Annotated in this window: 3 protein-coding genes and 3 pseudogenes; 3 read left to right on the forward strand and 3 right to left on the reverse strand. The window is 66.2% G+C overall.

The window, feature by feature from the left end:
• Both TR48_RS43020 and TR48_RS38675 read right to left on the reverse strand, forming a co-directional pair.
• Positions 1 to 1,202, reverse strand: a pseudogene (locus TR48_RS43020) (hypothetical protein); the annotation flags it as partial.
• 75 nt (positions 1,203 to 1,277) lie between these two features.
• Complete coding sequence (locus tag TR48_RS38675; protein ID WP_052442494.1) at positions 1,278 to 5,315, reverse strand: FG-GAP-like repeat-containing protein; 4,038 nt, start codon at positions 5,313 to 5,315, stop codon at positions 1,278 to 1,280.
• 1,103 nt (positions 5,316 to 6,418) lie between these two features.
• On the opposite strand from TR48_RS38675, the gene TR48_RS46260 reads away from it, so the two are divergent.
• The 3 genes and pseudogenes from TR48_RS46260 to TR48_RS08365 form a co-directional block, all read left to right on the forward strand.
• Positions 6,419 to 13,066: an RHS repeat-associated core domain-containing protein gene (locus TR48_RS46260; RefSeq protein ID WP_152627857.1), complete on the forward strand. Its 6,648-nt coding sequence runs from the start codon at positions 6,419 to 6,421 to the stop codon at positions 13,064 to 13,066.
• A 126-nt stretch (positions 13,067 to 13,192) separates the two neighbouring features.
• Entirely contained in the window at positions 13,193 to 13,906 is a 714-nt protein-coding gene (locus TR48_RS40165) for a barstar family protein (RefSeq protein ID WP_152627858.1), read from the forward strand.
• Between the two features lie 625 nt (positions 13,907 to 14,531).
• Positions 14,532 to 15,534 (forward strand): annotated as a pseudogene (locus TR48_RS08365) (integrase core domain-containing protein); the annotation flags it as partial.
• Between the two features lie 41 nt (positions 15,535 to 15,575).
• Here TR48_RS08365 and TR48_RS08370 read toward each other — a convergent pair.
• Positions 15,576 to 16,471 (reverse strand): annotated as a pseudogene (locus TR48_RS08370) (IS3 family transposase); the annotation flags it as partial.
• Positions 16,472 to 16,476 lie beyond the last annotated feature (5 nt).

The raw sequence follows: 16,476 nt of genomic DNA on the forward strand, positions 1-16,476 counted from the left end.
CTACCGGTGCCCTGGTAGAGCCAGAGCACGCCGTTGTGGTCGCGGGCAACGAGCTGGCCGGTCCCGTCGGCGCGCAGACCGCCGAGGCTCGCGAGCAGGTTGTAGGAGTTCCAGCCAGGGCCCACGTATTCGCGGCCGCCGAAGACAGGCGAGAAGGTGTCGGTGCCGGTGCCGCGGTACTGCCACAGCGTTCCGGAGGTGTCACGTGCCACGAACGCGCCGACCAGGTTCTGAGGCTCATCGATGGCCTGGATCTGCAGGTTCAGCGGTGCGGTTGCCAGGGTGTTGTCAAAGGTGTCCCGAAGGGAGAGGGTGCCGGTCAGCGTGCCGCTGTGGAGCCAGGAGGTGGGAGTCAGTCCCAGGGCGAGCGGCAGATGCGGCGTGCCGACGGCAGGCGAGAGCAACTGGGCCAGCGGGTAGGTGAGGGTCAGCGAGCCGTCGGCGTTGACCGTCCAGGTGCATGGCTGCTCGGGCTGCTGGTCGACCGCGCAGGCGGCGTGAAGGTTGGTGACGACGCGTTGGGCGGTGTTGCCGCTGGCGGCGAGCTGCTGGGCGCTGAAGGTAAGGCTGGTGCGGTACTGCGTGGGTGGGGCGAGCATCGGGACGGGCACGTCGAACGACACGACGTTCTCGGTGGCAGCGCCCTGGATCAGATGAACCACATGTTCGTTGGTCGCCGAGAGGGTGGAGTCGAGTTCGGGGGCCAGCGCCCGGATGTCCTGGACGCCCCTGCCCGTCAAGGCCAGGACGTTTCCGGTCGTGCCGTCGAGGATTTCGCCTTGCACCATGACGGAGCCGCCAGGATAGGCGACAGCGACGTGCGCGGTGATGTCGCCAGCGGACAGCGGCGCTCCGGGGATGCCGTTGCCGTTGCTGTCCTCGCGGCCGATGTCGACGACGGGGGCCCCACCGCCGGGCGGCACAGCGACGGGCAGCCGGTTGCCAGCGGAGTCGGTGATGGTCAGCCCGGCGTCGCCCGTGGGGAAGAGCAGGCGCACGTAGGCGTCACTGCTGGTCGGATTGGTGACGTGGACGGTTATGTCTCCCGGCGCGCCGTCGAGGTCGATCGCAGTTGGGACGGACAAGGAAATCGTCGGGCTGGTGGGGCTCGCTTGCGCCGCGGCGGTGGTCCAGGGCGCGAGGGCGGCGACGAGGGTGATGGCGCTCGCGAGGAGGGCCCGGTGGCGCTGACGTGTTGGCACGCTGCTGCTCCAGTGAGTGGGGCCTCGGGTGGCCCGGCTTGCGCCGGGCCACCCGAGGCCGAGGAATGGGTGGTTCTACAGGCCAGTGGAACGGCGGATCGGGGCGGCGAAGCCGCCGTCGCCGTTGCTGTCAGCGGTCAGCGTGAAGACTGCGCCTGGTGCGGTCGAGTAGTTGTAGTAGAAGCCGAGGTCGGTCTTGCCGTCGCCGTTGAAGTCCCCGGCCACGAGGAATTCGTTGCTCGGACCCCAGTTGGTGTTGGACCACACGTCGGTTGGGGTGCTTCCGCTGCTTCCGCTGCTGGTGAAGATCGCCACGTGGTAGCTGCTGTTGTCGGTGTAGTTGTAGAAGAGGGCGATGTCGGCTTTGCCGTCCCCGTTGAAGTCGCCGACGGCCATCATCTTGGTGTTCGGTCCCCAGTCAGTGTTGTTCCAGATGTTGGCGGGGATCCCGAGGCCGCCGTCACCGTTTGCATCGGCTGTGAGGGTGAACAGTGAGACGTGGTAGCCGTTGTTGTCGGTGTAGTTGTAGAAGAGGGCGATGTCGCTCTTGCCGTCGCCGTTGAAGTCTCCGGCGGCCATGTACTTGGTGTTCGGGCCGAAGCTCGTGCTGCTCCACACCGTGGTCGGGCCCGCGAATCCTCCGTCGCGGTTCGAGTGGGCGGTGAGGGTCAGGATCGCGACGTGGTTCCCGCTGTAGTCGGTGTAGTGGTAGAAGAGCGCGAGGTCGGCCTCGCCGTCGCCGTTGAAGTCTCCGGCGGTCATCATCTGGGTGTTCGGTCCGAAGGTCGTGCTGTTCCAGACCAGAACTGGTGCGGCGAAGTAGCCGCTGCCGCCGGGGTCGGCGGTCAGAGTGTAGATCGCGTCGTGATAGCTGTTGTTGTCGGTGTAGTTGTAGAAGAGGGCGAGGTCGGTCTTGCCGTCGTGGTTGAAGTCGCCCGCGGACAGGTAGACGAAGTTGGTGTTCGCACCGGCGCTCGGGCCGTCCCAGACCAGGTGTGGTGTGCTGAAGCCGCCATCGCCGTTGCTGTCGGCGGGTATGACCTCGAGGGCCAGGTGCCCGTTGCCGTAGCTGAGGAGATGGGCGATGTCGCTCTTGCCATCGCCGTTGAAGTCGCCCGACACCTGGCCGAGCACCGTGGCGCCGTTGAAGGAGGTGGTGGAGTCGGCGTCCAATGCCTGCAGGCTGCTGCCCTTGACGAGGGCGTCCTTGACGGTGGTGCCGAGCGCGGTGGTAGAGGCGCAGGGAATCAGGTTGATCTCGCTGCTGGATGCCGCGATCCCGTACAGCTGCGGGCACCCGCCCGGGCCGGTGTCTCCAGCGGAGGCCAGCATCGTGTAGTTGCTCGTGGCGTAGCCGGTCGAGGCCATCACCGTCTTGACGCTGTGAGGATTGTTCGGACCCGGCGGGCTTCCCGCAGCAACGCTGCCATCGGCGCTGGTGCTGGTCCACAGGTCGAGTTCGCCGGTGGTGTTGTCCGCCGACCACAGGGCCGGGAGGCCGTTTACGACGCCGGCGCTGATGATGGTCTTACCGGACCAGCCGTTGGGCGAGATGATCGTGAACGGGTGGTAGGCGGCCGTGGTCGATGTGGCCTGGTAGTAGCCGAGGGCGTCGCCTTGGATGGCCCACATGTCGGGGCTGGCTGCGGTGGAGGCGTTGTCGTTTGGGTAGACCCAGGCGCCGGAGTAGTCGGACTGAGTGGCGCCGACAGAGACGAGTTGCTGGTTCTGGTACCAGTCGGGGGTCGGGGTGCCGGTGCCGCCGTCGGGGGCGACGAGGCTGACGGGGAGCGGAGGGTTGTCGCCGGTGGCATCCGGGCTGAAGATCGAACCGTTGCCGGTGTCGCCGGTGCCCTGGTAGATCATGGGCGTGCCGGTGGCGGTCCTGACGAGCAGGCTCTGGGGCGTTTGACCGTTGGTGTTGGTGACGAAGGCGCCGTGGGTGACCAGGGTCCCGTTGAAGTCGGAGGGCTTGCCAGAGCCGCCCAGGGTGCCCTTGTCACCGATCTGCATCGGCGCGGCCAGGGTACCGTCTGCGTTGCCCTCGTAGAGCCAAAGGCCGGGGTTGCTGGAGCTGCCGACGCCGATCAGGTCCGGCGAACCGTCGTTGTTGAAGTCACCGTCGCTGGACACATTCGGCGTGGTGTAATCCGTCCACACGTCCACGTTGCCAACGTCCGCGGAGATGTTGCCGACGGAGTTGATCGCGCGGACGTAGAGGACGTTGGGGCCGGTGGACGGCGGGGTCAGCGTCACCAGGGTCGGGCCGGTGCCACCGGTAGCGGTGAGGGTGAGCGGAGGGTTGACGGTGGGCGGCGGGGATCCCCAGGAATAGGCGTACTTGGCGACGTCGGTACTGCCGTTCGGGTCGAATGAGAAGTCGTTCGTGCCGCCCGAGGTCCGCGCGGGATTCTTTACCACCGGGGTGACGCCGGGCCCTGTTGTCTGGTCGCTCTGGGGAAAGACCGAGGACGTCACGATGGGCGTGGGCGGCAGGGAGGTGTCCACGGTGAAGTGGCAGGTCGTCACCGACTTGGATAGGTCGATTGAATCGTAGGCCTGGACGGTCCAGGTGTAGTCACCGGAGGGTAGGGCGCTGCTCATCGGCCAGGACGCCAGGCCACCGGTACCGCCGGATGTGTAGGTGCTGATCTGGGCGCCGTTGTAGTGGGAGAGGGTGAAGTTGGCAGTCAGCGGCTGGCCCGGGTCGGAGTCGCTGAGCTGCGCCTTCAGCGTGATCGACGTGTTGCCGATCTTGGAGAACGGCGGGGTGGTAGGGGTGTTGCAGGTGGTGCCAGGGCTGGTGTAGGCCGAGGCGACCTTGGGGTAGGCGTTGTACTGGATCACCAGGTTCGGGACGGTGTTGGTGCCCTTGACGTAGAAGCGCTTGAAGTAGTCCTGGTCGCTGGTGTTCTCGTCGCCGCGAATCGCGAAGGCGAGGGTGGCGCCCTGCCTGGCGTTCTTGACGGCGCTGGTGACGTCGAAGCCCGCCGTGGGGGCGCTGGTGCTGGTGACCGGGCCGACGGACTTGCTGTCCAGGGGGCTGGAGCCGTATCCGGGCCGGTTGCTCCAGTCGGCGCTGCTGCCGAAGGTAGAGCTGGCCAGGTAGACGCCGACGGTGGCGCTGTCCGAGGGAGAGGCGGTGTACTCCTCGGCCAACTTCAGGGTGGCGCCGTAGCCACCCGGGGTGCTGGTCGGGATGTCGGTGCCGTAGACGCTCGACGGCAGTGTGAACTGGACGTACGTCTGCTCGATACCGGTGCAGCCGTACCAGCCGTTGTAGCCGACGCCGTCGCCGTAGGTCTCGTAGGTGGTGTTGTCGTACGAGCCGGCGGAGCCGGGGCAGCCCTGCTGCGCCTCGAAGTAGCCGGGGCTGTTGTTCTTCGCTGTGTCCCAGTTGGGGTCGATGAAGACCGGGAAGTGTGTGCTTTTCCCCGTCAGCAGTGAGGCATCCGGGGTGAGTGCGATGCGGTGCCCGGACAGCAGGTGTGTGGCGATCCTCGCCCTGCGGGCCCCCGGGTCAGCCTCGCGGTAGTTCAGGCCAGCAGGCTGGTCGGCGCTGTGCGCTGCCCGGGTGGCGGTGGTGGAGTCCCACATGGTCGGTGCGGGGGCGAAGAAGACCGGGGCCCCGTGGCGGTCGCGGGTGACCAAGTTGCCCTGCGCGTCGGCGGAAACGGTCTGGCCGGGCGTGGAGGTGGTGAGGGTCAGCGTGCGCAAAGCCGGGTTGGCTGCGGCCTGAGCCGTCTTGACGACCAGCACCTCGCTGAAACCGCCTTGGCTGTCGGCGGTGACCTTCAGGTCGACGCCCGGCAGAACACTGGCATAGGTCGCGGTGTCGGCGACGACCTGCGGCTTGGGCAGGACGGTGGGCCAGGTCACCGACAGGGGCTGTCCGTCGTGGACGAGGCTGGCGAGCGGACCGGTACCGCCACCGGAGAAGGTCACGTCGTTGGCGACCGCGCCCGGGCTGAAGGTGCCGTTCGCGTTGCGGTGCAGGCTCGGGTCGATCGCTGCCCAGTGGCCCGACCTGAACACGCGCACCGGGAGTGCGCTCTCAGTCAGGATGAATCGGCCTGCGGGGTTGACTGCGGTCTGCGTGGTTGCGGTGGTCATGGACGCAATCACTACGGGCTTCCCACTCGCCTTCGCCGCACGCCGGGCGGCGGCGATCGCTTCGGGCGTCGCAGTCGGCTTGGCGGACGTGACCGGTCTCGTGGGGGGAGCCGACCTGGCTGCTCTGGTGAGTGCGTGTGCCGGAGCCGTCAGGCTGACAACTCCCAAGGCCGCTGCGGCCAGTACGGCGGCAGCGGCTCTGGCGCGGCAGCGGGCCGCAGCAAACGGTGATGAGGACAACAGGTGTTCCATTCAAGGGGTCGGGCGCCCGTCGACTCACTCGGGCGACTCGGCGAAGAGCAGCGACCGTGCCCGACGCATGCCGGAACCCACGAAGAAGGAACCCCCCGCTGATCACCGGCTTGATTTGGCCAGGTCACAGTCCTCAAATGCGCACTGTAGGGACCTGGTGGTTCGTAGGGCCACTCTTCGCCGCCTGCGTCGTAGGAGACTTGTCGTCATATATCGCCAATGATCGCTACCTGTGCTGGTGAAAGCTTTGACTGTGCTTGACCGCACTCTGTTCCTGCCTCGGGTCCGCGACGCCCACCCTCCGGACGAACCGCCCTTATCCGTCGCGAACTTCTCACTACACCGTCAAGATGTGCTTACGTTTGTGAAGGAGTAGTGAACCCGTCTTTTTGATCGATGATCACGACTCGTACGCTCCGCTCGGTTCATGTCATGTGATCTTCGGAAGGGCGGGCCCTGTGGCGAGACGGTGGGGCGTGGGGCGGGTGTTGCGGCGCGCACGTCGGGGCACTGCGCAGGTGATGGCCCTGGTGGCCGTGGCCGCCGTGCTGGGTTCACCGGCAGAGGCTGCTGCGGCTGGGCCGTCGGGTCCGCCGTCGGTGCTGGTGTCGCAGGTGAAGTCGGTGCCGGTGCGCCCAGTTGCGCGGCACGCCGTGAAGTTTCACGACGACACCAACGGCAACCGCTGGCATGCGGCACCGATCTCATGGCCCGCGGCGGGCTCAGGCACAGCGTCAGCTCCGGCAAGGGGGCGGACGCAGGCTGGGCACTTGCCTGTGTGGATAGCCGCCGCGTCGGCGGACACGCGGGCACATGCCTCGGCAGTCGCACCGCTATCCGGTCAGGTCGGTGTGCGGACACTGGATCACAGCGCCGCGGTGGCCGCCGGGGTCGATGGAGTGCTGATCCAGGTCAGGCCCGCGGCTGGCATGCACGGCCGGGTCGGCGTGTCGGTCGACTACTCCACGTTCAAGGACGCATTCGGTGGTAACTGGGCGTCCCGCCTGCACCTGGTCGAGCTGCCCGCCTGTGCTCTGACCACTCCGAAGACCCCCGCATGCCGGATACAGACGCCGCTGGCCTCGACGAACGCCGCTGCGGCCGGCACTGTCACGGCTGACGTGACGCTCGGTCAGTCCGCCCCCGCAGCTCACGCATCGACCTCGCACGCGGCGTCGCCGATGGCGGCCGCGGGGGCGTCGGCGATGGTGCTGGCGGCGACCTCAAACAACAGCAGTGGTGCGGGCGACTACTCCGCCACCGGGTTGAACCCGTCGGGTTCCTGGAACGCGGGTGGCTCCAGCGGCGACTACACCTACGACTACCCGATCTCGGTTCCGCCTGCGGCGGGCGGGTTGATGCCCACCGTCGGCCTGTCCTACGATTCGCAGTCGCTGGACGGGCGCCTTTCGTCGACGAACAGTCAGGCGTCGTGGATCGGCGACGGCTGGGACTACGCCCCGGGCGCGGTCACCCGCTCTTACGTGTCCTGCTCCGACGACCCTGTCGGCACCGCGCCCAAGGTTCAGGACCAGTGCTGGGCCGGCCAGGTGCTCCACGTCTCCTTCGGGTCCCACTCGGGCGACATCGTTCAGGACTCCTCGACCCCGACCGGGTGGCGGCTCTCCTCGGACGACAACGAAAAGGTCGAACTGGTCACCGGTGGCACGAACGGGACCTACGACGGTGACTACTGGAAGATCACCACGACGGACGGCGCCCAGTACTTCTTCGGCCTGAACCACCTGCCCGGCTGGTCGTCGGGCAAGGCGACCACGAACTCCGCCTGGACCGAGCCGGTGTACGGCGCGCACAGCGGTGACCCGTGCTACGACGCGACGTTCGCCAACGCCTCCTGCTCGCAGGCCTACCAGTGGAACCTCGACTACGTCGTGGACACCCGCGGCAACGCGATGGCCTACTACTACAACACCGAGACGAACTACTACGGCGCCGACAACGGTACCACCGGCGTCCCGTACGTGCGCGGCGGCTACCTGGACCACATCGACTACGGCTTCACGAACAACAACGCCTACGCCGCCAGCGCCCCGCAGCGGGTGCAGTTCACCACTTCCGACCGATGCGTGGCCACCACCTGTGACCCGATCGCGTCGAACAAGGCGAACTGGCCGGACGTCCCGTTCGACCTGAACTGCGACTCCGGCGCGTCCTGCAGCAACCACGGCCCTTCGTTCTGGACCGAGCGCCGTCTGACGAGCATCGCGACCGAGATCTACCAGGGCAGCGCCTATTCACTGGTGGACACCTACGCGCTGGCCCAGTCGTTCCCGGACCCGGGTGACGGCACGAGCCCAGCGCTGTGGCTGGACTCGATCACGCACACGGCGAATGTCGGCACGGCGATCACCCTGCCGCCGGTGACGTTCGCCGGCGAGAAGCTGGTCAACCGCTACAACACGGGCAACGGCTACCCGGACCTGGTCCGCTACCGCGTCTCGGGCATCACAACCGAGACCGGCGAGCAGATCCAGATCGCCTACTCCTCCCCGTCCTGCACCCCGGTGTCCGATCCGTCGACCAACACCAGCCTCTGCTTCCCGGTCTACTGGACCCCATGGGGCCAGAGCACCCCGGTGCTGGACTGGTTCAACAAGTACCTGGTCACCTCGGTCACCCGGAACGACACGACCGGTGGTGGATCCCAGGTCGTGACGTCGTACAACTACACCGGCACCCCCGCGTGGCATTACGACGACAACGAGGTCGTCAAGGCCAAGTACCGTACCTGGGGCCAGTGGCGCGGCTACTCACGCGTCGAAACCTTGAACGGTTCGACAGCGGACGGGCAGACCCGCACGGACACGATCTACTACCAGGGCATGTACGGCGACACCCTGCCTGGCGGCAAGTCCCGCACGACCACGGTGGGCCTCGACTCGAACATCACCGTCCCCGGCGCGGCCGCGAGCGTCGCGGACACCCAGCAGCTCCAGGGCCGCCCGCGAGAGTCGATCACTTACGACGGCGCCTCCGGCTCCCCGGTCCAGGCGGCCGTCTACGACTACTGGGTCAGCCCAGCCAATGCGACGCGCACCCGGACCGGCCTGCCCGCGCTGACCGCCAACTACGTGCGGCCCTCGGCGACGTATGCCACGCAGGCGATCACGTCCACCAGCCCGACCACGTGGCGTTCCACGGAAACTGTCCAGGGCTACAACCTGGCAACTGGTCTGCTGGAGTACACAGACGACCACGGCGATGTCAGCGTGCCCGCGCAGGAGGCCTGTACGAGTCTGTTCTACGCGCCGGCCAACACCAGCAACAACCTTTCCGGTCTGGTCGACGAGACCGAGACAGACCAGGGTCCCTGTGCCTCGAGCGGAACGTATTCTTCGGACTCCGCCGGTTTTGCGTACCCCAGCAGCGACGCCCGGCCCGCGGCGGTGATCGTCGACAAGCGCACCTACTACGACACGACGGCACCCACGACCTGGCCGCCGTCCGTGCCGACGGGTCGGCAGACCACGACGCCCGGCATCGGCCTGGCCACGCTGACCGAGCAGGCCAGTGACTTCAGCACCGCCAACTCCGCGTTCACGTACCAGATCACCGGCGCGACGGCGTTCGACTCCTACGGCCGACCCACCGATGCGTGGGATGCGCTGGGTAACAAGACCCACACCGCGTACACCACCACCAACGGCCTGACCACGCAGACTGCGGTCACGAACGCCAAGAACCAGACCATCACCAACACCCTGGAGCCGACCCGCGGGCTGACCACGACCATCGTGGACGCCAACAGCTCACGCACCGACTCCACCTTCGACGCACTCGGCCGTGTCACCGCGGTGTGGCTGCCCAACCGCTCCAAGAGCAGCGGGCAGAGCGCCGACTTCACCTACGCCTACGCGGTCTCCGCGACCACCCCGAGCGCCGTCACCACCAACTCGCTGCTCGAGTCAGGCGCGTACAAGACCAGCATCGACATTTTCGACGCACTGCTGCGCAGCCGCCAGACCCAGGACGCAACCCCTGCGGGCGGGCGCCTTCTGACCGACGAGTTCTACAACTCGCGCGGCCAGGCGTACAAGGTCAACAACCCGTACCTGGACGGCAGTAACACCCCCAGCACCTCGCTGGACACGGCCACGACGGACAACCTCGTCCCCAACCAGGACGACTACACCTACGACGCTCAGGGCCGGCAGGTGCTCGACACCTCCATGCACCTGAATATCGCGGTTCCGGGACAGACGACGCGGACCGTCTACGGCGGCGACCGCACCACCGTCATCCCGCCGACCGGCGGCACCACCATGACCACCGTCACCGACGCCCGCGGCCGGACCACCGAGGTCGACCACTACCTCACCGCGCCCACCGTCAGTGGTGACCAGGTGTCCGGAGGCACCCACACCACGATCTCTTACGTCTACGACGCGACCGGTAGTCACGGCCAGATGACCGAGATCGACGGCCCGAACAGCGGCGTCAAGAGCACCTACGCCTACAACCTGCTCGGTCAGAGGACCGGTTCCACCGACCCGGACACCGGCACCAGCCAGATTTTCTACGACGCCGACGGCAACGTGACCAAGACCGTCGACGCCGACCAGAACACCCTCTCGTACGCCTACGACGCGCTTGGCCGTAAGACGTTCGAGTACAACGGTCCCACCAGCAGCTCGCCGAAGCTCGCCTCGTGGACCTACGACGCGACCGGCGTGACGGACAGCATCGGGCACGAGACCAGCTCGACCCGGTACGACAGCAGCGGCAACCAGTTCACCGAATCGACCACCGGCTTTAACGCCATGGGACAGCCGACCGGCGCGAGCGTCAGCATTCCGACCAGCGTGCCTGGGCTGGGCAGCAGCACCGCGTACGCCTACAGCTACACCTACTCGGCGACCACGGGTCTGCCGCAGACGATCAACTATCCCGCTGCGGGCAGCCTGCCCGCAGAGACCGTGACTACCGGCTACACCTCTTTCGATCTGCCCAACTCAGTCGGCGGCCTGAACACCTACGCACTCGGCACCACCTACGACGCCTACTCCCGGGTTCTGAAGGCGACTCTGGGCTTCCGCGCCAACACCGCAGCGCTCAACTACAGCTACGACGACCACACCGGAGCCGTGACCGAGGTCAACACCCAGCGCACCACCGCCCCGGCCACCGTCGACGACATCAAGTACGCCTACGACCCCGCGGGCAACCTCGCCAGCTCCAGCGACGCCCAGAACAGCGGCGCCGTCACCGACACCCAGTGCTTCCAGTACGACGGCCTGGACCGGCTCGCCCAAGCCTGGACCGCCAGCACCGGCAGCACGTGCTCGGCGACCCCGACCAACGTCGGCCCCAACCCGACCGTCGGCGGCGTCAACCCGTACTGGAACGAGTGGCAGTACGACAACGCCGGCAACCGCCAGCAGCAGACCCAGCACGCCGTCGGCGGCGCGACCGGTGACACCACCACCAGCTACACCTACGGCCTCGCGACCGACCCGACCAAGCAGCCAGACACTCTGTCCAGCACCACCACCACCCTGCCCGACGGCACCAAGGTCGGCGGCCTCTACGCCACCGACAACGCGGGCAACACCACCAGCACCACCAACACCCCCGGCACCGATACCCTCAAGTGGGACCCCGAGGGCAAGCTCCAGTCGGTCCAGTCCACCGGCCAGACCAACCCAACGACGTACCTGTACGACGCCGACGGCAACCAGCTGATGCGCACCGACCCCACCGGCACGGTCACGGTCTTCCTGCCAGGGCAGGCCATCAGCTACAACGGCACCAGCGTCAGCGGCATCCGCAGCATCGCGCTGCCCGACGGCACCACCGCCACCCGCTACGCCAGCGGCACCGGGTACGCCTTCATCTGCAACAACTACCAGGGCACCGGAACCCTCAGTCTCGACTCCACCGCCCAGACCCCGACATTCCGCTCCTACGACCCCTACGGCAACCCCCGCGGCGCTGCGCCCACCACCTGGCACAGCGACCAGGGCTACGTCGGCGGCACCCAAGACCCCAACACCAGCTTGACCAACCTGGGAGCCCGCGAATACCTCCCGGCACTGGGCCGCTTCCTGAGCGCCGACCCCGTCCTGGAGACCACCGACCCCAACCAGATCGGCGGCTACACCTACGCCGGCGACAACCCCGTCACGCACGCCGACCCCACCGGCCTGAACATTCCGGTCGAAACCAGCGGCCCGACAGGCTGCCTCGGCCCTGTCTACGCCCCCGGTTGCCAGCCCCCGGCCTGTGTTCCGGCGTGGATCTGCACTCCGCCCGGCGGCGGCGGAGATGACGGCAGCGGGAACGGTGACGGCAACGGCGGTGGGAGCGGTGACGGTCGTTCCGGTCCAACCTCCACACCGACGTCAGGGGCCAAGACATGCGGTGACTTTGACCTCTCATGCCAGGCTTCGCACCTCTGGGCGAAGCACAAGGCCGAGCTCATCGGACTTACAGCCAACGGCGCAACCTGGACCCTTTGCATGGGTATCGCCGGCGCGAACGCGGAAGACGGGGCAGGCGAGGTCCTTGCCACCCGCTGCGGCGCGTTCGCCGGTGCCATCGGCAACCTCGCCCAGAACGCAGCTGACCCCAACGCCGACCACAGCAAGCTCGGCTCTCTTGAGACTGCCGCGATCGGCGCGCTCCTCGGCGGATCTCTCGCCAAGCTCGGCTACAAGATCGGCGCCTGGCTCATCGCCCGCTACGGCGATACCGTCCTCGCCGACCTCGGCCGACTGCTGACCGGAGACGGCGGCGGCTCTTGCCAGCTCAACTCGTTCGTCGGCACCACTCAAGTGCTTCTGGCAGACGGAAAGACTAAGCCGATCCAGTCCGTTCATATCGGCGACACGGTCCTCGCATCCGACCCCGTCACTGGGACGACCAAGGCGGAAGCAGTCACCAACGTCATCACAACCTTGACGGACAAGGACTTCACCGACGTAACAGTCCACACCACTGCGGGTAACCGGAAGATTACCTCCACCCAACACCACCCCTACTGGGACAGCACTGCGCACCGGTGGGTCAATGCTGGTGATCTCTCAGCTGGAGACGAGCTCCGCACCGCAGATGGATTGCCGGCGAAGGTAGTCGCGGTCAGGAGTTACAGGGCCAGCGTCACGACCTACAACCTTACGGTTGGGCGACTCCACACGTACTATGTACTCGCCGGTGCGACGCCAGTTCTAGTTCACAACAGTTCCTCCTGCCCGACGGGGCGTCTGTCCGATCCCTTGCCCAGGGGAATGAATAACAAGATTGCCGCAGCGTATGACCTTGTTAAATCGGGGCAGCTTACGTCACACGATATCTATTCGGGGAGGGAATATCCTTGGTGGGCAGGCTCGGAAGAGTATCGTGTTCCTGGCAGGCCGGACAGTGACAGGATTCTAGTGAAGACGCTGCCCAATGGTGACCGGGTATTCGGGTGGACGACCACGCATTATCAAAAGATCCAGAAATTTAGTGCGCCACAATTCCCCGACTCTGGATGGTAGAATTAAATATTCCGAATGAACTGGCGCAGCAATAGATTCTATTGTTGCGTCAGTTCATCAATTTGGCAAATATAGCTGATTGGCGGCTGGTCAGTGGAACTTGAGGAACGCTTTCCGATGTACAGGATGGTCGATGAGGACTCTCAGGACGTGCTCGTCGAGGCGGAGGACATTAGCGGTTTCTTCGTTGAATTCGAAGAGGGCCCTGCAGAAGTCAACTTCTTGAGAGTGCATCACGCAGGCACTGCAAGGCGTAAGGCCGAGTCGGCAGTCCTGGAGGTCTTGAACCGCCAGCAGGAGAAGATCGGTGAATATTTCATTGGCCGAGTCGAGCGCAGGGAATCACGGATTGACCTAGTGGGGGACGGGTCGTCGAGCTCCGCATATCGTTTCTTTGGCGGCCCGTGCGAATATCCAACGGCTGCTGGAGTGTGGCAGAGATGGGCTTCGGGAGTCGATCTTCGACAAGGTGAATGGTTTGAGCGGCCAGCGGGAGATCTTGCATCCTGGCTGCACGTTGTCCAGAATTCATGGTTCGCTTCCCGTCGCCGTGCGGCTCGCTATCTGACTGGCGAGGTTATCTATCTAGATGGTCTGAAGATCGTTGCAAAGCCAGGATTCTATTGTGCCTTGGGGGAGGCGATGAACGGCCCGGGTGGATACTTTGGGTCAAATCTCGACGCGTTGGCAGATTGCCTCTCATCGGAGGGCGGTCAAGAGCTTCCCGTTAGGATCGAGTGGCGTAGCTTCGATGCATCTAGCAATGCCCTGGGCCGTGCTTTCGTTAAGTCGATTCTGGATATTATGCATGAATTTCATATTGAGGTCATTGCAAATTGATCTCTTCTGTCAACGCTCCCGCAGAATTGGCTCTGGATCACTTTTGGTGCCAGGGACACGGAGCGTCACCGAACCCGAGACCATGAACGTTCCTGGCTGATGCTGTGGGTGCCGATTATTGCGTCCATGCAGGTCACGGCCGCCTTGCACTAGGGCATCTGCCGCGCGGCATGATCGTGTCTCGTGCTCGTGCGTTTCGCGTATCTCGCGGTCTCCCAGGCCTTCGCGGCCCTGCGTCTGCTCCCGATGGGCGACCGTGAGAAGGATGTCGAGATCCTGGCCCTGCGTCACCAACTCTCGGTCTTACGCCGGCAGCTCGGTGACGAGCGTCCGAGGTTCCGGCCGGAGGACCGGGCGTTCCTGGCGGCCCTGCTGTCAGGACTGCCGAGACGGACGCTGCGGCAACTTCGGCTCCTGGTTAGCCCGGACACGGTCCTGCGCTGGCACCGTGACCTGATCAGCCGTCGACACGCTCGCGCGAGTGCCCGCCGTCGGCCGGGGCGTCCACGGACCGTCGTCTCGGTCCGCCGCCTGGTCCTGCGGCTGGCGCGGGAGAACTGCGCCTGCCGAGAATGTCGTCCGCCCAGGTCAGAGGCTGCTGGGGGTTACGGCAAGATGATCACTCGTGTTGCTGCGTCTTGCCTACCTTGCCGTCTCCCATGCTTTCGCCGCCCTGCGACTGCTGCCGATGAGCGACCGCGAGAAGGACGTGGAGATCCTCGTTCTGCGCCACCAGATCGCCGACCTTGAACGACAGCTCGGCGGGAACAGGGTGACGTTCACTCCGGAGGACCGCGCGGTCCTCGCCGCGCTTGCTGGTGCCGCTGCCTCGGGAGTTGCTGCGTCGGCTGAGGTTGCTCGTCCGCCCGGACACGGTGCTGCGCTGGCATCGTGATCTCATGCGGCGGCGCCACGCGCGCTCCTGTAGGCCGAAGCGGCCCGTGCGCCCGCCCACGGTCCGCTCGGTCCGACTTCTGATTCTGCGCCTGGTACGCGAGAACCTGTCCTGGGGCTACCGCAGGATCCACGGCGAACTGGCCACGCTCGGCATCAAGGTCGCCGCCTCGACGGTGTGGGAGATTCTCAAGGCCGAGGGCATCGACCCCGCGCCCGACCGCGGAGCCACCACCTGGGCGGACTTTCTTCGCACCCAGGCCGACGCGCTGCTGGCTTGCGACTTCATTGAGACGGTCATGCTGACCGGCCAACGCCAGTACATCCTGGCGGTCATCGAGCACGCCACCCGCTGCGTCCGGATCCTCGCCACCACCGCGCACCCAACCGCGAACTGGGTCACCCAGGCTGCCCGGAATCTGGTCATGGACCTGGAAGACGCCGGAGCCACCGTCAGATACTTGATCCGGGACCGGGACACGAAGTACCCAGCCCTTTTCGACCAGATCCTGGCCGACGCCGGCATCCAGGTCGTGCTCACCGGCGTCCGGATGCCGCGCATGAACTCAATCATGGAGCGTTGGGTCCAGACCTGCCGCCACGAACTCCTGGACCGGACGCTGATCTGGAACGAGAACCACCTGCGCCGCGCACTGCGCGAGTTCGAGCAACATCACAACGCTCACCGGCCACACCAAGCCATGAACCAGGCGGCACCACTACGCGCAGTGCCCGAACGGGCCTTCGCCCGTGATGGTGGACACGCGGTTGGTTGTCACGCGGCGAGCGTGAGCTTAGCCGTGTGCTGCCGCCGTTCGTATTCGTTGGGGCTGAGGTGGCCGTTGGCGGAGTGACGGCGGCGGGTGTTGTAGCGGGTCAGCCAGGCGAAAACGGTCCTCCTGCAGGTGGCGGGATCGCCAAAGTCGCGGGCGCCCTGGAGGGTCTCGCGTTTCAGGGAGGCGTGAAAGCTCTCGCAGGCCGCATTATCCGCGCTGCTGCCGACCGCGCCCATCGACCGGATGACGCCCAGCTCCGAGCACAGGTCGGCGAAGGCCCGAGACCCGTACTGGGCCCCGTGGTCGGAATGGAAGATCGCCCCGTCCAGGTTGCCGCGGACCTGGGCGGCCATCCGCAGTGCGTCGGCAACCAGGTCGGCGCGCATGTCGTCGGCGATCGACCAGCCCACGACCTTGCGGCTGAAGCAGTCCAGCCCGGTCGCCAGGTAGAGGAACTCCCCGCCCACCAGCGGCAGATACGTGATGTCGCCCATGAACTTGCGTCCCGGCTCCGGGGCGGTGAAGTCCCGCTGGAAGAGGTCCGGGACGAGCGTCGCGGCCGGGTCCGGGACAGTGGTGCGGACCCGTCTGCGCAGGCGGATACCAGCGACGGAGTGCTCCCGCATGACGCGGGCGACCCGTTTGTGGTTGACCCTCGTCCCGGTCTCGTGCAGTTCCGCGGTCACCCTCGGCGAGCCGTAGGCGCCGCCGGAGTCGGCGTGGATCCGGCGGATCTGGTCGGCCAGCACCCGGTCCTGGCGTCGACGAGCTTCTCTGGCACCGGCCCCGGCCAGCCACTTGTAGTAGCTGGACCGGTTGAGTCCAGGACCTGGCACAGCCGCTTCACCTCGTAGGTGTCTCGGTGATCATGGACGAACCGGAAGCGGCTCAGGAGCCGTA

This window comes from Streptacidiphilus neutrinimicus (assembly GCF_000787815.1).
Taxonomy (GTDB): domain Bacteria; phylum Actinomycetota; class Actinomycetes; order Streptomycetales; family Streptomycetaceae; genus Streptacidiphilus; species Streptacidiphilus neutrinimicus.

Excerpts from the sequence above, each read along its gene's own strand:
- TR48_RS38675 (WP_052442494.1), bottom strand. The coding sequence starts at position 5,315 with ATGACCACCGCAACCACGCAGACCGCAGTCAACCCCGCAGGCCGATTC.
- TR48_RS40165 (WP_152627858.1), top strand. The coding sequence starts at position 13,193 with ATGGTCGATGAGGACTCTCAGGACGTGCTCGTCGAGGCGGAGGACATT.